General features: G+C 67.5%; 21 protein-coding genes. 10 read left to right on the top strand and 11 right to left on the bottom strand.

Annotated elements, in window-relative coordinates; all coding sequences use genetic code 11:
- Positions 1–5: 5 nt before the first annotated feature.
- From HSX43_RS15045 to HSX43_RS15035, 3 genes are all read left to right on the top strand, one after another.
- Positions 6–779 (top strand): IclR family transcriptional regulator, encoded by a 774-nt coding sequence (locus HSX43_RS15045; RefSeq protein ID WP_179380952.1) that lies wholly within the window; start codon positions 6–8, stop codon positions 777–779.
- Between the two features lie 70 nt (positions 780–849).
- Positions 850–2,322: an allantoinase PuuE gene (puuE, locus tag HSX43_RS15040; protein WP_179380951.1), complete on the top strand. Its 1,473-nt coding sequence runs from the start codon at positions 850–852 to the stop codon at positions 2,320–2,322.
- Positions 2,319–2,789 carry an ureidoglycolate lyase gene (locus tag HSX43_RS15035; RefSeq protein ID WP_328795425.1) on the top strand — a complete coding sequence of 157 codons (471 nt, stop codon included), beginning with the start codon at positions 2,319–2,321 and terminating at the stop codon, positions 2,787–2,789. The genes puuE and HSX43_RS15035 overlap by 4 nt, the downstream gene beginning before the upstream one ends.
- 6 nt (positions 2,790–2,795) lie before the next feature.
- Here the strand turns inward: HSX43_RS15035 and HSX43_RS15030 are convergent, their stop codons facing one another.
- The 5 genes from HSX43_RS15030 to HSX43_RS15010 are packed head-to-tail and all read right to left on the bottom strand — an operon-like array spanning position 2,796 to position 7,366.
- Positions 2,796–3,785 (bottom strand): ABC transporter ATP-binding protein, encoded by a 990-nt coding sequence (locus tag HSX43_RS15030; RefSeq protein WP_179380949.1) that lies wholly within the window; start codon positions 3,783–3,785, stop codon positions 2,796–2,798.
- Positions 3,782–4,762, bottom strand: coding sequence for an ABC transporter ATP-binding protein (locus HSX43_RS15025; RefSeq protein ID WP_179380948.1), 981 nt, complete (start codon positions 4,760–4,762; stop codon positions 3,782–3,784). Before HSX43_RS15025 ends, HSX43_RS15030 begins: the two co-directional genes overlap by 4 nt.
- A complete protein-coding gene (locus tag HSX43_RS15020) occupies positions 4,759–5,451 on the bottom strand; it encodes a hypothetical protein (protein WP_179380947.1) in 693 nt (230 codons plus the stop codon). Before HSX43_RS15020 ends, HSX43_RS15025 begins: the two co-directional genes overlap by 4 nt.
- On the bottom strand, positions 5,448–6,392 hold the full coding sequence (locus HSX43_RS15015) for an ABC transporter permease (RefSeq protein WP_179380946.1): 945 nt from the start codon (positions 6,390–6,392) through the stop codon (positions 5,448–5,450). Before HSX43_RS15015 ends, HSX43_RS15020 begins: the two co-directional genes overlap by 4 nt.
- Positions 6,389–7,366, bottom strand: coding sequence for an ABC transporter permease (locus tag HSX43_RS15010; protein WP_179380945.1), 978 nt, complete (start codon positions 7,364–7,366; stop codon positions 6,389–6,391). Before HSX43_RS15010 ends, HSX43_RS15015 begins: the two co-directional genes overlap by 4 nt.
- Positions 7,367–7,473: 107 nt before the next feature.
- Here HSX43_RS15010 and HSX43_RS15005 point away from each other — a divergent pair, with 107 nt between their 5' ends.
- Together HSX43_RS15005 and HSX43_RS15000 are read left to right on the top strand one after the other, a co-directional pair.
- A complete protein-coding gene (locus HSX43_RS15005; RefSeq protein WP_179380944.1) occupies positions 7,474–7,695 on the top strand; it encodes a type II toxin-antitoxin system CcdA family antitoxin in 222 nt (73 codons plus the stop codon).
- A gap of 3 nt (positions 7,696–7,698) precedes the next feature.
- Positions 7,699–8,010 (top strand): CcdB family protein, encoded by a 312-nt coding sequence (locus tag HSX43_RS15000; RefSeq protein WP_179380943.1) that lies wholly within the window; start codon positions 7,699–7,701, stop codon positions 8,008–8,010.
- 3 nt (positions 8,011–8,013) lie between these two features.
- On the opposite strand, the gene HSX43_RS14995 is transcribed toward HSX43_RS15000, so the two are convergent.
- Both HSX43_RS14995 and HSX43_RS14990 read right to left on the bottom strand, forming a co-directional pair.
- On the bottom strand, positions 8,014–9,564 hold the full coding sequence (locus tag HSX43_RS14995) for an ABC transporter substrate-binding protein (RefSeq protein WP_179380942.1): 1,551 nt from the start codon (positions 9,562–9,564) through the stop codon (positions 8,014–8,016).
- An 82-nt stretch (positions 9,565–9,646) separates the two neighbouring features.
- A complete protein-coding gene (locus tag HSX43_RS14990; RefSeq protein WP_235962679.1) occupies positions 9,647–10,003 on the bottom strand; it encodes an ArsR/SmtB family transcription factor in 357 nt (118 codons plus the stop codon).
- Positions 10,004–10,055: 52 nt separating this feature from the next.
- Between HSX43_RS14990 and HSX43_RS14985 the strand changes: the two genes are divergently transcribed.
- Positions 10,056–10,856 (top strand): alpha/beta fold hydrolase, encoded by an 801-nt coding sequence (locus HSX43_RS14985; RefSeq protein WP_235962678.1) that lies wholly within the window; start codon positions 10,056–10,058, stop codon positions 10,854–10,856.
- A gap of 16 nt (positions 10,857–10,872) precedes the next feature.
- Here the strand turns inward: HSX43_RS14985 and HSX43_RS14980 are convergent, their stop codons facing one another.
- The 3 genes from HSX43_RS14980 to HSX43_RS14970 are packed head-to-tail and all read right to left on the bottom strand — an operon-like array spanning position 10,873 to position 13,009.
- Positions 10,873–11,811 (bottom strand): NAD(P)H-binding protein, encoded by a 939-nt coding sequence (locus HSX43_RS14980; RefSeq protein WP_179380941.1) that lies wholly within the window; start codon positions 11,809–11,811, stop codon positions 10,873–10,875.
- Positions 11,808–12,497, bottom strand: coding sequence for an anti-sigma factor (locus HSX43_RS14975; protein WP_235962677.1), 690 nt, complete (start codon positions 12,495–12,497; stop codon positions 11,808–11,810). The genes HSX43_RS14980 and HSX43_RS14975 overlap by 4 nt, the downstream gene beginning before the upstream one ends.
- A complete protein-coding gene (locus HSX43_RS14970; RefSeq protein ID WP_179380991.1) occupies positions 12,494–13,009 on the bottom strand; it encodes a sigma-70 family RNA polymerase sigma factor in 516 nt (171 codons plus the stop codon). Before HSX43_RS14970 ends, HSX43_RS14975 begins: the two co-directional genes overlap by 4 nt.
- Positions 13,010–13,450: 441 nt before the next feature.
- Between HSX43_RS14970 and HSX43_RS14965 the strand changes: the two genes are divergently transcribed.
- On the top strand, positions 13,451–13,813 hold the full coding sequence (locus tag HSX43_RS14965) for a GNAT family N-acetyltransferase (protein WP_179380940.1): 363 nt from the start codon (positions 13,451–13,453) through the stop codon (positions 13,811–13,813).
- Positions 13,814–13,862: 49 nt separating this feature from the next.
- Here HSX43_RS14965 and HSX43_RS14960 read toward each other — a convergent pair whose 3' ends face one another.
- Entirely contained in the window at positions 13,863–15,446 is a 1,584-nt protein-coding gene (locus tag HSX43_RS14960; RefSeq protein ID WP_179380939.1) for an ABC transporter substrate-binding protein, read from the bottom strand.
- A gap of 233 nt (positions 15,447–15,679) precedes the next feature.
- Here HSX43_RS14960 and HSX43_RS14955 point away from each other — a divergent pair, with 233 nt between their 5' ends.
- The 3 genes from HSX43_RS14955 to HSX43_RS14945 all read left to right on the top strand — a co-directional run bounded on the left by HSX43_RS14955 (position 15,680) and on the right by HSX43_RS14945 (position 17,330).
- Entirely contained in the window at positions 15,680–16,168 is a 489-nt protein-coding gene (locus HSX43_RS14955) for a peptidase associated/transthyretin-like domain-containing protein (RefSeq protein WP_179380938.1), read from the top strand.
- Positions 16,169–16,175: 7 nt separating this feature from the next.
- Entirely contained in the window at positions 16,176–16,757 is a 582-nt protein-coding gene (locus HSX43_RS14950) for a ferric reductase-like transmembrane domain-containing protein (protein WP_179380937.1), read from the top strand.
- Positions 16,758–16,859: 102 nt separating this feature from the next.
- Complete coding sequence (locus tag HSX43_RS14945) at positions 16,860–17,330, top strand: DUF1203 domain-containing protein (protein WP_179380936.1); 471 nt, start codon at positions 16,860–16,862, stop codon at positions 17,328–17,330.
- The last annotated feature ends 12 nt before the right edge of the window (positions 17,331–17,342 follow it).

The raw sequence follows: 17,342 nt of genomic DNA, 5'->3' as shown, positions 1-17,342 counted from the left end.
AGGCGATGGACGGACAGCGAAGCGACTCGATCCCGACGAACCTGCGGCTCCTCCTCGTCCTCGAGGAGGTGGCCCGCGCCGGAGAGCCCGTGACGCCGACCGCCGTGAACGAGGCCCTCGGCCTGCCGAAGCCCACGATCCATCGCCTCTTCTCGACCCTCGTGGAGGAAGGCTTCCTGCAACGCGACATCGGGGGGCGGGCCTATCTGCCCGGCCCCCGGATGCGGACGCTGGCGGGCGGCGTGCTGTCGTCGTCGCGCATCCGCACTTCGCGACAGGCGATCCTGACACGCCTGTCGAACGAGATCGGCGAGACCTGCAACATCGCGCTCCCGGACGGGGACTCCATGGTCTACCTGGAGCGTGTCGAGACCGAATGGCCGCTGCGCATCCAGCTGCCGACGGGCACGCGCGTGCCCTACTACTGCACGGCCTCGGGCAAGCTCTATCTCTCGACGATGGAGCCACGGCAGCTCGACATCTACCTCTCGGCCACCATCCTCGAACGGCGCGCGCCGGGCACCTACACCGACCGGGCGGAGCTGGAAGCGGCGATCGACCGCACGCGCGAGCGCGGCTACGGCACCGACCGGGGGGAGTTCATGCCCGACATGATCGCCGTCGCCGTGCCGATCACCGACGGCAACGACCGGCTTCTCGCGACGCTGTCGTTCCACGCACCGACGCAGCGCATCGACCTGCAGCGCGCGCTGACCTTCCTGCCGCAGCTCAAGACGGCCGCGGCGGAGCTTTCGGCGCTGCTGGCGAACGGTACCTGACGGGCTGCCCCGGCTGGAAACTTTGCGCGGGCCGGCCCATTCTGCGGCCGACCAACGCAAGGAGCCCGCGATGCCCGACCGCTATCCCCGCGACCTGCTGGGCCACGGCCCGACGCCGCCCGATGCCCATTGGCCGAACGGCGCGCGCCTCGCCCTGAGCCTCGTGCTCAACTACGAGGAAGGGGGCGAGAACAACCTGCTGCACGGCGATGCGGCCTCGGAGGCCTTCCTGTCGGAGATCACCGGTGCGCAGCCCTGGCCGGGACAGCGGCACTGGAACATGGAGTCGATCTACGAATACGGCGCGCGCGCCGGCTTCTGGCGGCTGCACCGGATGCTCTCGGACCTACCGGTGACGGTCTACGGCGTGGCCGAGGCGCTGGCCCGATCCCCCTTGCAGGTCGAGGCGATGCGCGGCGCCGGTTGGGAGATCGCGTCCCACGGGCTGAAGTGGGTCGAACACAAGGACATGCCCGAGGCGGAGGAGCGCGACGCGATCCGCGCGGCGCTCGCGCTGCACCGGGAGGTGACGGGAGCCGCGCCGCGGGGCTGGTACACCGGTCGCTGCTCCATGAACACGGTGCGCCTCGCCGCGGAGGAGGGCGACCTCGCCTATATCTCCGACAGCTATGCCGACGACCTGCCCTATCGCGTGCGCATCGGTGGCCGCCGACAGCTCATCCTGCCCTATACGCTCGACGCCAACGACATGCGCTTCGCGATCACCGCCGGTCATGCCGACGGAGCCTCCTGGGAGCAGTATCTGCGCGACAGCTTCGACTGCCTGATGGCCGAGGGCGGCCGGATGATGACCGTGGGCCTGCATTGCCGGCTCGCAGGTCGACCGGGGCGCGCCGCCGCCCTGGCCCGCTTTCTCGACCATGTCCGCGGCCACGCCGGCGTCTGGATCGCCACGCGCGCCGAGATCGCCGCCCATTGGGATCGGGTGCATCCCGACGGCGTCACGCCGGTGGACGCCCCCGCCGACGTCGTGCGCGATGCAGTGCCGGAGTTGTCGGATGTGCCGGTACCGCCCGGCGAAATGGCGCATGAGCTGGACGAGGCGACCTTCGTCGCGCGCTTCGGCGGCATCTTCGAACACTCCCCCTGGGTCGCGGAGCGCGCCTGGGCGCAGGAACTCGGACCGGCCCACCACCATCCGGCCGGGCTGCACGCCGCGCTGGTGCGTGCCTTCCGCGCCGGCACGGAGGACGAGCGCCTCGCGGTGTTGCGCGCGCACCCCGACCTTGCGGGCAAGCTGGCCGCCGCCGGGCGATTGACCGCAGACAGCACCGCCGAACAGGCGAGCGCGGGGCTCGACCTGCTGACCGACGGGGAGCGGGATACCTTCGGGACGTTGAATGCCGCCTATGTCGCGCGCCACGGGTTCCCGTTCATCATCGCAGTCCGCGACCACGACAAGGCCGGCATCCATGCCGCGATGGAACGGCGGCTGGAAAACGAGACGACGACCGAGTTCGCGGAGGCCTGCGCGCAGGTCGAGCGCATCGCGCGCCTCAGGCTCGAGGCGCTCGCGTGGTGATCCGGGCGGCACCGCTGACCGCCGAGGCCTTCGCGCCCTACGGCACGGTGATCGCCGCGGGCGCGGGCGAGGCGCGGTCGATCAACGCGGGACTCTGCACGCGCTGGCACGACCAATGCCGCCCCGACGTCGACGCGGAGGGTGCCGTCTCACTCTCGGTCTTCGAGGCCGAGCCGCGCGTCCTGCCCTACAGCTTCGACCTGATCGAGCGGCACCCGGACGGGAGCCAGGCATTCCTGCCGCTGACGGCGCATCCGTTCCTGGTGATCGTCGCGGATGGGCCGGGAGCCGAGCCGCGCGCCTTTCTCACCGCGCCGCACGAGGGCGTGCAGTTCCACCGGGGCACGTGGCACGGCGTCCTGACCCCGCTTCACGCGCCGGGCCTCTTCGCCGTGGTCGACCGTGTGGGCCCCGGTCTGAACCTCGAAGAGCACCGCTACGACGCGCCGTTCACGGTCGAGGCATAGCCCACGTCAGGCCGCGCCCTTCAGCCGGATCTGTCCGGCGTGATGGCAGGCGACGCGACCCAGGCCGTGTCGTTCCAGCGCCGGGCGATCCACCTTGCAGACGTCGGTCGCGAGCGGGCAGCGCGGGTGGAAGGCGCAGCCCTTCGGCGGATCGATGGGATCGGGGATCTCGCCCTCGGGCGGCTCCACCTCGCGCCCGAAGGCATCGAGCCGGGGAGCCGCGTCGATCAGCATCGCCGTGTAGGGATGCGCGGGCCGGGTGAAGAGGTCGTCCGGCGCGGCCTCCTCGACCAGACGACCGAGGTAGAGCACGCCGATGGTATCGGCCATGTGACGCACGACGGTCAGGTCGTGGGAGATGAAGAGATAGGTCAGCCCGTGCTCGTCCTTCAGGTCGCTCATCAGGTTGAGCACCTGCGCCTGTACCGACACGTCGAGGGCCGAGGTCGGCTCGTCGCAGACGATGAGCTTCGGCTCGGAGGCGAGCGCACGGGCCACGCAAAGCCGCTGCCGCTGACCGCCCGAGAACTGGTGCGGGTATTTCACCGCGTCTTCCGCCGAAAGCCCCACCTGCTCCAGGAGCTTCTCGGCCAGACCGTCGGTCTTGCCGCCCCGCGCGGCCACCGGCTCGGTGATGATGTCGCGCACCCGCCAGCGCGGATTGAGCGAGGCGAAGGGATCCTGGAAGATCATCTGGATGTCGCTGCGGATGCGATCGATCGTGGCGGCATCGCGGGTCTCGCGCAGGTTGATGCCCTCGATCTCCACGCTGCCCTCGCTCGGCGTCAGGAGGTCGACGACCATCTTGCCGATGGTCGACTTGCCCGACCCGGATTCGCCCACAAGCGCGTAGGTCGTCCGCTCCGGGATGTCGAAGCTGACGTCCGAGACGGCGGTGAGCATCCGCTTCGGCAGCCGCTCGATCAGGCGGTTGAGCCAGGGCTTCGAGACGTCGAAGACACGCGTGAGGTTCTTGACCGAAACGATGTTGCTCATGCCGCGCTCTCCTTCGCCTCGATCGGGAACCAGCAGGCCGCGCGGTCGTCGGCTTCGCCCACCTTCGGCCCCGGATCGACGCGGCACTTGTCCTCCGCCTTGGGGCAGCGCGGGTGGAAGGCGCAGCCGGTCGGCAGGCGGCCCAGACGCGGCATCGCGCCGGGGATCTGCCGCAGGCGCGCCTGCCCGGCGGACGCGGCGGGCGTCGAAGCCATGAGGCCGTCGGTATAGGGGTGACGCGGCTGGCCCACGATCTGGCTGACGGGCCCGATCTCGGCCAGACGCCCGGCATACATCACGGCCACTCGGTCCGCCGTCTCGGCGATGACGCCCATGTCGTGCGTCACCAGCATCGCGGCCATGCCCCGCTCCCGGCAGAGGCGCTTCAGGAGCGCGGTGATCTGCGCCTGCACGCTGACGTCGAGGGCGGTGGTCGGCTCGTCCGCGATCAGGAGCGTCGGCTCCGCGCAGAGGGCGAGCGCGATGACGACCCGCTGCCGCATCCCGCCCGAGAATTCGTGCGGATAGGCGTCCATCCGGTTCTTCGCCGACGGGATGCCCACCTCGTCGAGCCCCTGGATCGCGCGTTTGCGGGCCTCGGCATTCGAGACGTCGAGATGCCGCAGGATCGTCTCCTCCAGCTGCTCGCCCACGGTCAGGAGCGGGTTGAGCGAGGTGAGCGGGTCCTGGAACACCATCCCGATCCGCTTGCCCCGGATCCGGCGCATCTGCGGCAGGGTGTAATGGTCGATCCGCTCCCCTTCGAGCAGGACCTCGCCACCGGAGATATGCGCGGGACTGTCGAGGAGACCGATCACGGCATTGCCGGTCATCGACTTGCCGGCACCGGATTCGCCCACGACGCCGAGGATCTCGCCCGCGTCGATGCTCCAGGAGACGGCATCGACGGGCCGCAGCGTGCCGTGGCGCGTGGGGATGTCGACGGTGAGGTCGCGGAGTTCGAGGACGGGGGTCAATGCAAGTACTCCTCGGCCGGTCGCACATGAACGGAAATCGCGTGAAGCCGCTCAATCAAACTCGGTGGAACGTCTTGTCCGGACTCAGACCGGTCGCCGTCTCTGCCGCAATCGGACTGAAGACACTGCAGAGCCTGATCAGCGGCTCTCACGGCGCGGGCTATGTCCCCAAATTCGCTTTCGAAGATCGCAGCGACGGCGCATTCCCTGAACAAACCATCACCAAGTCCCGACTCCCCGAACAATCGTGGCTCCAATGCAACCAAGATCGTCTCGTAGTGATCGGAAAGACGATGACGCGCGGCAAACGCGGCAAACTCCTTCTCAACTCCAATCACGTGGCCGGGGTTATGCCGTTGCCATTTCATCGCTTCCAGATGGGCATCGGCGGCGCTGTCGAGCTGATCCATACGCTCGTAGGCAGACGCTGCAGACCTCATGACATTGCCGTATGAAAAGTCATCCTCATCATCCGATCTCCGGCTAAGGTAGTAGTCAGCAAGCCGAAGCGTGGCTTCGGGATACCGCTGCTTCAGAAAGTTCATCTGGATCGCCACGTACTGATGCCACTCTTTGCGTGCGCGCCGCAGCTTCTGAAGGAAAGCGACCTCGATCTCGCCAGACCAGATCGTGTTACGATACCAGTTGTGCCTGCCTTGCCGCAGAAGTGTTTCATCTATCAGGCTCACCGCAACCTCGGATTCAGCGCGTCGCGCAGCCAGTCGCCCAGCAGGTTCACCGAGAGCGCCAGCGCCAATAGCGTGCAGGCCGGGAAGAACAGGATCCACCATTCGCCGGAGAAGAGGAAATCCTGCCCGATGCGGATGAGCGTGCCGAGCGACGGTTGCGTCGGCGGCGCACCGACCCCGAGGAAGGACAGCGTCGCCTCGGCGATGATGGCGAGCGCGAGCGAGATCGTCGCGATCACGAGGACGGGCGAGAGGACGTTCGGCAGGATGTGGCGCAGCATGATCGCGCCGGGCTTGCGCCCGATGAGGCGTGCGGCCTGCACGTATTCCTTGTTCTTCTCCACCAGCGTCGCCCCGCGCACGACCCGGGCGAACTGCACCCAGTCCGACAGGCCGATCGCGATGATAAGCACCCAGATCGCCATCTGGTCGCGGTACTCGATCGGGATGATCCCGCGCGCGATCCCGAAGATGAGGAGCGCGACGAGGATCGACGGGAAGGTCAGTTGCACGTCGGCCACGCGCATGATGATCGTCTCCGTCCAACCGCCGACATAGCCGGCGAGAAGCCCCAGCAAGACGCCCAGGATCATCGCGAAGAGCACTGCCATGAACCCCACGAAGAGCGAGATGCGCAGGCCGTAGAGGATGGTGGAATAGACGTCGCGCCCCTGATCGTCGGTGCCAAGCCAGAAGGTATCGCCCGTGAATTCGTTTGCGACGCCCGGCTTCGAGAAGCCGTTCATCAGGTTGAGCGACGACGGGTCGAAGGGGTTCGTCGTCGCCACCCATGGTGCGAAGACGGCCGCGAGCACCAGGAGGAGCGTGACGAAGGCCGCGATCATCGCGACGGGCGAGCGGCGGAAGGAATAGGAGATATCCGCGTCCCAGGCCGCGCGCAGGCGCGAGGGGCGGACTTCGGTGGCGGGCGTGTCGCTCATGCATGCCTCCCGTCGATGCGCAGGCGGGGGTCGACCCAGACGTAGAGGATGTCGACCAGCAGGTTGATCATCACGAACATCACCGAGATCAGCATCAGGTAGGCGGCCATCACGGGGATGTCGACGAACTGCACCGCGTTGATGAAGAGGAGACCCACGCCCGGCCACTGGAAGACCGTTTCGGTGATGATGGCAAAGGCGATGATCGCCCCGAGCTGCAGGCCCGTGACGGTGATGACGGGGACCATGGTGTTCTTGAGCGCGTGGCGGAAGTTGACGGACTTCGCGGCCAGGCCCCGCGCGCGGGCGAAGCGGATGTAGTCCTGCCGCAGCACCTCCAGCATCTCGGAGCGGACGAGCCGCATGATGAGCGTCATCTGGAAGAGGCCCAGCGTGATCGACGGCAGGATGAGCGATTTGAGTCCCGAGGAAGTGAGGAACCCGGTCGTCCACCAGCCGAGGTCGACGACCTCCCCGCGCCCGAAGGTCGGAAGCCACCTGAGCTGCACGCCGAAGACGTAGATGAGCAATATCCCGATGAGGAACGTCGGCAAGGAGACCCCGATGAGCGACGCCGACATGATGATGTTCGCCGCCCACCCGTCCCGCCGGATCGCCGTGAAGACCCCGAGCGCGATGCCGAGCGTGAGCGCGAGGACGCCCGAGACGAGGGCGAGCTCCAGCGTGGCCGGCGCGCGTTCGGCGATGATCTCGGCCACGGGGCGCGACTGGCGATAGGAGACGCCGAAGTCGCCCTGCACCGCGCGGGCGAGGAAGGTGGCGTATTGCACCGGGAACGGATCGTTGAGGCCCAGCGCCTCGCGCAGGCGCTCCACGTCCTGCACCGTGCGCTCCTGGCCCAGCAGGTTCTCGATCGGGTCGCCCACGAAGCGGAACATCGAGAAGGCGACGAGCCCGACCGCCAGAAGGACGACGATGGACTGGAAGATGCGGCGGATGATGTAGGCGAGCATTTCCCCGGTTTCGGGCGTGGGGGCGCATACGTCAAGCGCGTTGGCCGTGGCGTTGCCCGGAATACGGCGTTGCGGTATGATTGTACGGTATATCGACGGAGCATCCCATGCCCACCCGCAAGACCAGCATCACGATGGATGCCGCCCTTCTGGACGAAGCGAAGGCCTATGGCATCAACGTGAGCGCCGCAGCGGCGGCAGGGGTTGCCGAAACCGTTCGCGCCGAACGTCACAGACGGCTGAAAGAAAAGCTGCGGCCCGATATCGAGGCGATAAACGAATGGGTCGAGAGGAATGGTTTGCCGCTTGAAAAGCAGCGGCTTTTCTGAGGCATGACAGACAGGCCACGCCAATGGCACATCCACCGCAATCTCGTGTCGGGCGGGCTCATCCTCGTGATCCAGAGTGATCTGCTCGATGAGATCGGATCTCGCCTTGTCGTACCCGTCTACAAACGTTCGATCGCGCCAAACGCGGCGAAACTCCTAAGTCCCGTGGTCATGCGCGGCGACGAAGTATTCGTCGCCTTTCCGCTCCATGCCGCCGCGATTCGGACGAGTGAGATCGGCCCCTTCGTCGCCAGCGCCGAAGACGCGCGCGACGATGTCACGCGCGCCCTCGATCTCATCCTCTCGGGCGTCTGAGCCTCAGGCCGGCATCTCGATCCAGCGCAGGATCAGGAAGTTGTCGGGCCGTTGAACGACCTCCACGCCGTCCTTCACGCCCCAGACGAGCGGCTGGATGTAGAGCGGCACATAGGCCATGTCCTCCGAGGTGATCTGTACCACCTCGTCGATCATCGCCTGCCGGGCCGCCTCGTCGATCTCGCCCTGGATCTGCGGCAGGAGTTCGTCGACGCGGGCGTTGGAGTAGCCGCCGAAGTTCCAGGAGCCGAGCTTCGCCTCCTCGTTCGGGGTCGCCATGAGGAAGCGGATCGGGTGTTCGGCGTCGAAGGTGCCGGGCGACCAGCCGAGAAGATACATGTCATGTTCGTCCGCGCGCAGCGTCGGCCAGTAGTTCGCCACCGGCATCGTCTCGAAGAGCGGCTCGAGCCCGACCTGTGCCAGCATCGTGTTGATCGCAGTGCAGACCGCCTCGTCGTTGAGGTAGCGGTCGTTCGGGCACTTGAGCGAGAAGCGGAAGCCGTCGGGGTACCCCGCTTCGGCCAGGAGCGCCTTCGCGCCCTCGACGTCATACTCGGTCGTGGCTGCCGCCTCGGAATAGCCGCGCAGGCCGGGGCCGATGAGCTGCGTCGCCTGCTCGGCGGAACCGCGCATCACCGTCTGTAGGATAGCGGGCACGTTGATCGCCTTGGCGACCGCCTGCCGGACCTTCGGATCCTGGAACGGGTTGCCCTCGCCCCCGGCGATGAGCCCCTCGGCATCGTGCGGGAAGCCCAGCATGATGACACGCGCCTCGATCCCCCGGATCACGTCGACGCCTTGCGCCTGATCCACGCGGTTCGCATCCTGCAGCGGCACCGGCTCGATCAGGTCGAGCTCACCCGAGAGGAGCGCGGCCACGGCCGTCGCGGAATTCTGCACGGGCGTATAGACGGCGCGGGTCACGTTGCCCCGGTCCTCGCCCCACCAGCTTTCGTTGGCTTCGAGCACGGTGCGCAGGCCGGGCTGCCGCTCTGTCACACGGTAGGGGCCGGTGCCGTTGGCGTTGAGCGTGGCGAAGTTGCCCTGTTCGATGTTCGGACGAGTGGCATCGTTCGCCTCGGCCCAGCCCTGATCCATCATCATCCAGTTGGCGATGCTGTCGGGGAAGATCGGGTTCGGCTGCGCAGTGTAGAAGTCGACGGTGGTCGCATCCACCATCTCCACCCGTTCCACGCCCGCAAACCAGCTCGCCGTGTCAGACTCGGGCGAGGAGGCGCGCTCGTAGCTGAAGATCACGTCCTCGGCGTCGAAGGTCTCACCGCCGTGGAAGGTCACGCCCTCGCGCAGGGTGAAGCGCCATCCCTCGCCGTCGCCGATCGGCTCCCAGGCGGTCGCAAGGGCGGGTTCGAGCGACATGTCGCGCCCGCGCCGGACGAGACCCTCGTAGACGTTGTTCAGAAGGCTGAAGACCGGGGCGGAATTGCCCGCGTTCGGGTCGAGCGTGTTCGGATCGGACGTGGTGGCGAAGCGCAGCTCCTCCGCGCCCGCGGGCAGCGCCGCCGCAAGCAGGGCCGCGGTCAGAATCGGTCTCATCGGTGTCTCCCCGTTGGTTGCGCGTGACAGGATGACGCAGCGGTGCCGGGGGTCAAGGGTGGGGAGCGCGTCATGCGCCCGTTCAACCCGCGTGGTCCGGCTCTCTGATATTAAGCGACGCCCGGAGCCAGGCTGCGTAGTCCGAAAGCGCCGCCTCGTCGCGGGAACAATATGTCCATTTCTGCCGACGACGCGCGGTGATGAAGCCGGCTCTGCGAAGCAACTCGATATGGCGGCTCATGGTCGGAGGACTGACACCGAAATGCGCGGCGATCAGATGAACACACACGCCGAACTCCGTCGGATCCGCCGATTCCTGCGTCGAGAAATGCGTCGAGAAATGCGTCGCCGGATCATCGAGAACCCGCAGGATCTCGATCCGAGTCTCATTGGCGAGGGCCTTGACCTGATCTTCCCTGATACTCATAGAAATAGTCAATTAGCGAATTTTCTAATTGTCAACCAATCTTCGGAGGTTTCCCTTGCTAGACTTGAACGAACGCTTCTCATTCGATGGCCAATCGATCGCCTGGGGAGCGATCGGTGAAGGCCCTCCGATCGTCCTGATCCACGGATTTCCCTGGTCGGCTCAGGCCTGGCGGCAGATCGCGCCGTGGCTGGCCGCGTCCCACAGGGTCTACTATTTCGACATGCTGGGAACCGGGCATTCGGAAAAACGCCCGGATCAATCGGTCACGGCCGCCGTCCAGAGCGATCTCCTAGAGGCCCTCATCGGTGATTGGGGTCTCAAGCGCCCGAAGGTCGTCGGCCACGATTTCGGCGGCCTCTGTGCCCTCCGGGGTCACTTCGTGAACGGGATCGAATATGGCAAGCTGCACCTCGTAAACGCCGTCGCGGTCCTGCCTTCGGGCTCACCCTTCTACGCGCATGTCGCGAACCACGAGCATGCTTTCGCCGGCCTCCCCGATTACGCGCACGAGGCGATGTTCCGGGCCTACATCCAGGCCGCTGCGCATCATCCGCTGCGCGAGGACTCGATCCGCACGTATTTCGATCCTTGGTCAGACGAGACCGGAAAGGCCGCCTTCTACCGTCAGATCGCGCAGGCCGATCCCGGCGACATCGCTGAGGCGCAGGCGCGCTATGCGCCGCCCGACTTCGATGTGCACATCATCTGGGGCATGCGTGACACCTTCATTCCACCGGAACAGGGTCGCGAAATCGAAGCGCTGCTGGGCGCGCGGAGTTTCACACCCATCCCCGACGCCGCCCATATCGTGCAGGAGGATGCGCCGGCGGCTCTGCTGGGGTCGCTGTTGCGGACCATCTGACGGAGCTCTTCGGTCCTCACTCCCCGAACACCGCATGATCCCCCGCATCATGCACCACCTCCCCCGAGAGGAGCGCGGCGTAGTGGTCGCGCAGGGTCTCGGTGCCGTATTCCGGCGTCGCCTCCGCGTCATAGGCACCGGTGTCGGGGTTCAACAGGAGCATCGACTCCCGCGAGTAGTAGCGCCCGATCCGTGCGAGTTCGGCCTTTGCCCGCATGGCCGGCGCGACCCTTCCGCCAAGCGAGAGCGCCGCGACGATCCCGTCCATCAGCGCGGGCGGCACGCGGCGCAGCGGTACCTCGCGGCCCAGCAGGTCGGACAGCATAGCGGCCTGATCCGCCGGGGTGATCGCAGGCCCGGGCCCGCCGATCGGCAACACGCGGTTCCGCGCGGCAGGGTCGGTCAGCGCATCGGTGATGAACCGGGCCAGATCGCCATCGGAGATCGGCTTGCAGGCGGTCGCCCGTCCGTCGCCGAAGACGAGGAACGGCTTGCCCGCCTTCACGCGTGCCACCTGCCCCGAAAGCGATTTGAAGAAGGCCGTGGGCCGCACGATCGTCCAGTCCAACCCGCTTGCGCGCAACTCCGCCTCGAAGGCCAGTTTCGCGTGTTGAAAGGCCAGTTCCGGCTTCTGCACGCAGATCGCCGAGAGGAGCAGGAACCGCCCCGCGCCGCTCTGCTCCGCAAGGCGCAGGAGCGCGGCATTGGCGCGGTGATCGACGGCCCAGGCGTCCTCGGGCAGGCCGCTGCGCGAGGCGATACAGGAGACGACGGCGTCGAAGGTCCGCCCGGGCAGCGCATCGACCGGACCCACGAGAGGCGCGACACCGGTGGGCAGATCGGCCTCCCGCCGCAGAAGCGCGGTGACGGCGTGGTCCCGCGCGGTCAGCTCCTCCGCGACCGCCCGCCCGATGGTGCCCGTCGCCCCGGCCAGCAGGACGCGGAGATGCGTCACCGCGCGGCCGTGACGCCGGGAATTTCCACGGTGCCGAAGACCCGGCCCGAGGGCGAGCCGGTGGTCGAACCGCCGGGCGGCTCCTCGCTGACCCCGAGGGTGAGCACACCCTCGACGGCGGCAATCTCGGTGGGCAAAGGCAGACGCACGCTCTCGCCCGCGGGCCAGAGACCGACCGATTGCGCGGGCTCGCCCGGGCCGTGCGCCCAGACCTGCAGGATGCGGCCCTCGGGCGCGGCCCCGAGCGTGCGCGTCAGGATCACTTCGTCGCGGCTCTTGTCGACGAGGGCGACGACACGGAAATCCCCCGCCTCCGCCGCGATCTCGGCGGTATAGAGCGGCCCCTCCTGCGGCGTGGGGCCGGTCGTGAAGAAGAGGAGACTGGCGACGGCAATCGCCGCGACGCTCGCCAGTTGCCACGGCCAGGCCCGCCGCCAGAGCGGCACGGGAGCGGGCTCGGGAAAAAGCCGCGCCATGAGGGCCGCCTTCGCCGCCGCCGGCGGATCCTCGGCGGCCAGGTCCTGCGCCATGTGCGACAGCCGCGCCTCCCAGGCGACGAGCGCGCGGGCAAAGGCCGGCTCGCGTCCGACCCGCGCCCGTGCCTCCGACAGCGCATCGCCCTCGAGCAGCCCGAGGGCCAGCTCGGCCGCCGTCAGGTCGTCGTCTTCGGCAAGTTCGTCCATCATCGCGCCAGACACTCCCGCAGGGCGATCAGCCCGCGCCGCAGCCAGGTGCGCATCGTGTTGAGCGGCACGTCGAAGCGGGTGGCGAGATCGGCGTAGGTCTGCCCTTCGAGGTAGGCCCCCGAGATGGCCGCGCGACGATCCTCGGGCAGCGCGTTCATGCAGTCGCGGATACGCTCGGCCTCGGACGTGGCGACGGCGGCCTGTTCGGGCGTGGCACCGGGCGCGGCGAGGGTTCCGTCGACATCGCCCAGATCGTCGTGATCGCGGCGCGCGCGCAAACGGTCGATCGCGGTGTTCCGCGCGATCGTGATGAGCCACGTCATCGGCGAATGGCCGGTGACCGCATAGCGCCCGGCATTCCTCCAGACCTTCACGTAGGCGTCCTGCATCGCGTCCTCTGCGTCCTGTCGTCTGCCGGAGACACGGAGGCAGACGGCAAAGAGTTTCCCGCAGGTCGCGTCATAGAGGTCGGAGAAGGCCGCGCGGTCCTGTAACGCGACACGCGCAATCATCTCCTCGACGCGGGCGCGGTCAGCGGCTGGATCGGCCACGCACGCACCCTGCTGCGAAAAAGTTGTCCATCCTCTGAAACTTTCCTCTGCAACACTCCGTGGCTTCACCGATTGGGCCGCAATTGCCGCGTCAACGCAACCTCGAAGAGAGGCCGTGGCCGGCAGGTCCGAGCGCCGATCCGGCGGACCCCCGTCCGACGACCGGCGCATCGTCAAGGCGGTGATCGCCGCGCAGCCACCCAGAAGCTGCGACCGGACAACCGCCAGCCCCTCGGGGCCCTTCCGCCCGCGTCCTCCCCCCGGAGGCGCGGGCGGTTTGTCGTTGGGGCACCCTTACACCAGACTGACCGGGCCAAGCGCGAGCAAGACATGCCCGATTTACACGTCAGAGACGCGATCCGAGCCAACGGATCCTTCATTCTGTGGCTCGAGGAGACCTGCATGAGGGATCATGCGATTGCGGTCTGGGGCCGTTGGCGGCCCTCCTGCACGCTCGACGAACTGGACGTCTCGGGCCACCGGATCATCGAGGAGGCGGGCACCGCCATCGGTTGCCTCGCATTGCGCGTCGAACAGACGGAGATGACCCTCGCGCGCCTTTTCGTCGACCCGGGCCATCGCGGACGCGGAGTCGGAGGTCATGTCCTGCAGAGGATCGCCGAAGAGGCGGACCGTCGCGCATTGCCGCTCCGGCTGAGCGTCCTGCGCCCAAATCCGGCGTTCCGCCTCTATCTGCGCCACGGCTTCGAATTGGAGCACGAGACGATGGAACGGCTGCACCTGTTGCGGTTGCCCCGGTCCTGAAAACAAAAAGGCCCCCGCGAAGGGGGCCTTTCCTCGTCATTCGAAGCGGTCAGTTCGCGGTGAAGTGCTTGAACTTCGGGTCGTCCTCGGGGCTCACTTCGGTCCCGACGCTTTCGGTCATACCCCAGTTCAGGACCTGGTGGTGCAGCGGCAAGTAGAGCTGCTCCTCCTGTAAGACGTTCCAGATCTCGCCGATCGTCGCGTCGCGCGCATCGAGATCCGTCTCGGAGGCGAGGCTCTTGATCTTCGCATCCACGTCCGCATCCGAGAAGCCCGTCGGGTTCCAGGAGCCGCGATCCCCTTCCTTCGTGTGGACGAGGAAGTTGAAGATGTACTCGGAATCGTAGGTCGGCACGCCCCAGCCCAACAGGTAGAAGTTGGTGGTCCCGTTCTGGATCAGCGGGAAGTGCAGCGCCTTCGACTGGGCGTTGAGGTTGATGGTGATGCCGATCTGGCCCAGCATCCCGGCGACCGCCTGACAGATCGCCTCGTCGTTGACATAGCGGTCGTTCGGGCAATCCATCTGCACGGTGAAGCCATCGCCGTAGCCCGCTTCCTCCATCAGCGCCTTCGCGCCCTCGATGTCCGCGGCCTGCACGGCGTCGAGCTCTTCCGTCCAGCCGTTGACGAAGGGTGGTGCGATCATGCCCGCGGGCTGCGACTGGCCGCGCATGACGACGCGCTGGATGGCGTCGCGGTTGATTGCGAGGTTCATCGCCCGGCGCACGTTGACGTCGGCGAAGGGGTTCGCGCCCTCGACGTTGTCGCTGTCGAGATCCTCGGCCCCCATGTTCATGCCCATGAAGATCACGCGGTTCTGCGGGGCGGTCTTGACGACGAGGCCACCGGTGTCGTCCACGCGACCGAGATCCTGTACCGGCACGTCCTGGATGAAGTCGACCTCGCCCGACAGGAGCGCCGCCACCCGCGTGGCCGCGTTCTGGATCGGGGTGTATTCGATCCGGCCGTAGCCCAGCGGGAACTCACCGATGCCCCAGTACTCGGGGTTCGCCTCGAGTACGGTCTTCACGTCCGGCTCCCGGCTCGCGACGGTGTAGGGGCCGGTGCCGTTGGCGTTGGTCGCGGCGAAGGTGGTCTCGCCGTTGGCGATATCCTGCACGGCGACGACGTCGTTCTCCTCGGCCCAGCCGGAGTCCATGATGAAGAGATTGGTGAAGTTGTTCGGCAGGATCGGGTTCGGCCCGTCGGTCACGAACTCGACGGTCAGTTCGTCGACCGCGCGCACCTCGACGATGGAAGTCAGAAGCTCCTTCATCGCCGACTTCTCTGACTTCGCGCGCGTAAAGCTGAAGACGACGTCCTCGGCTGTGAACTCGGCCCCGTCGGCGAAGGTCACGCCCTCGCGCAGATTGAAGACCCAGACGTTCGGATCCTCTTCCGAGACGGCCCAGTCGGTCGCCAGCGCCGGCTCGAAGGCCCCGGTCTGGTCGCGGATGATGAGCGGCTCGTAGATCTGGTGCGCCAGCGTATGTGTCGGCCCCTCGTTCTGCGCGTGGGGGTCGAGCGTCAGGCTGTCACCCGCGCGCGCCCAGCGCAGGGTTTCGCCATGACCGTCGGCCCAGGCCCCGGTCGCCAGCGTGGCGATGGTGAGGATTGCGGTTGTTCGGAACATCATATCGTCTCTCCCGGTTGCGTGCGCCCTCTCGCGGGGCTCATGGTTATGAGGGGATCATCCTTCCCCCGATGGCGCAAGGGGCTGACAGGGCTGCAAAAGCGTGTTTCCCCGAACGCGAAGCACCGCCGACGCGGGCCGACCGGCCCGCTTCACGTCTGCGTGACCCGCGTTTACGCGCCGGACGGCCTGCCCCAACTTCCGGGCACCGCACCCCATTCGGAGTGACCGACATGCCGACCTCCCGCCTCTCCCGACGTCTCGTGCTCGCCAGCGGTGGCGCGCTTCTCGCCACCGGGGCCTCCGGCCTCCGCGTTCCAGCCCGGGCACAGACCCTCGCGCCCACGCCGACCATGCGCGGCGGCGCGAACAACTACCGCCCAGGCGCCCCCATCGTGGAGCGGATCGGTGGCGGCGGCTTCTGGATGACGGGCACCGTGCGCCGCGCGGGTGACGGGGTTCCGCTCCCCGACCAGCGCATCCAGATCTGGGCCCATACGACCGAAGGTCATGAGCGCGACCCCCAGAGCCACGGAGCCACGCTGACGGACGCGAACGGCGAGTTCCGCCTCGAGATGCCGCAGATCGTACCCGCCTTCGGACAGCCCCACGGCCACCTCGCCTACGACAGCGGGGACTTCGAGACCGTCTTCCTGCGCCCGGTGATGGCGAGCGCGGGCGATACGACGCTCCAAGCGGACTTCGTGCTGCAGCCCGCCTGAGGCATCCATGATCCGCGCGCTCCTCGTCTGGGCCGCGCTCGGCCTCGTGCTGGCGGTGCCGCTTGCCGTCGCCGCGACGAGTCCCCTGCTGCAATGGCGGAGCCCGGTCTACATCGCCGCCGGCCTGGCCGGCGTCGTCGGTCTCGGCCTGCTGCTCGTCCAGCCCCTCCTGGCCGCGCGCCGATTGCCGGGCCTGACGCCGGGAATGGCGCGGGGAGCGCACCGCGTCGTCGGCCTCGCCCTCGTCACGACGATCGTCCTGCATGTCGCCGGACTCTGGATCACGAGCCCGCCCGACGTCGTCGACGTCCTCCTCTTCCGCTCGCCCACACCCTTCTCCGTCTGGGGCGCGCTGGCGATGTGGGCCGCCTTCGCCGCGGCCGCCGTCGCGCTCTTTCACCGCAGGCTGTCGCTCGGACCCCGGATCTGGCGTCGACTGCACGCGGCCCTCGCGGCGGGAGTGGCGGGCGGGACTGTGGTCCATGCGATGCTGATCGAAGGCGCGATGGGAACGATCACCAAAGCGATACTCTGCGCACTCGTCCTTCTGGCGACAGGGTGGCTCCTCGTGGGGAAGAGCTTTCGCTGAAAGCTCTTCGGCAAAGTCTTTCGCAAAGACTTTGCGCAAGGATCGGGTCGCGTGTGCCCCCCTCCGGCACCTACGCCGGACGGACAACAATGGAGACCTCCCATGACCTTTCAGATCACTGCCCTGCCCGAGGCGGACTTCGCCCCGCTCTTCGCCAAGACCGACGCGGAACTCGCCGCGATGCGCGCCTGCCGGCGCGTGGTCGCAGATCGCCCCGGTGCGCCCTGCCGCATCAGCCTTGAGGAAGCGGAGGTGGGCGAGACCGTGATCCTGACCCACCACGCGCATCAGACCGGGCACAGCCCCTATGCCGCCTCGCATGCGATCTATGTCCGCGATGGCGTCCGGCAGGCCCGGCTTGCCGTGGCCGAGGTACCCGACGTGATCCGCTCCCGGCTGATCTCCCTCCGGTTGTTCGACGTCGACCACATGATGGTGGATGCCGACGTGATGAAGGGCACCGAGGTCAGCGAAGCCCTTGCCGTCGCCTTCGCACGGTCGAACGTCGACTATGCTCACCTGCACTTCGCGAAGGCCGGCTGCTTCGCCGCCTCCGCAAAGCGTGCCGGCTAAGCCGAGGTCACC

It is taken from the genome of Jannaschia marina (assembly GCF_013404595.1).
Taxonomy (GTDB): Bacteria; Pseudomonadota; Alphaproteobacteria; order Rhodobacterales; family Rhodobacteraceae; genus Jannaschia; species Jannaschia marina.
The sequence above is the reverse complement of the archived record's forward strand: the minus strand, read 5'-3'. Positions and strand labels throughout refer to the sequence as shown.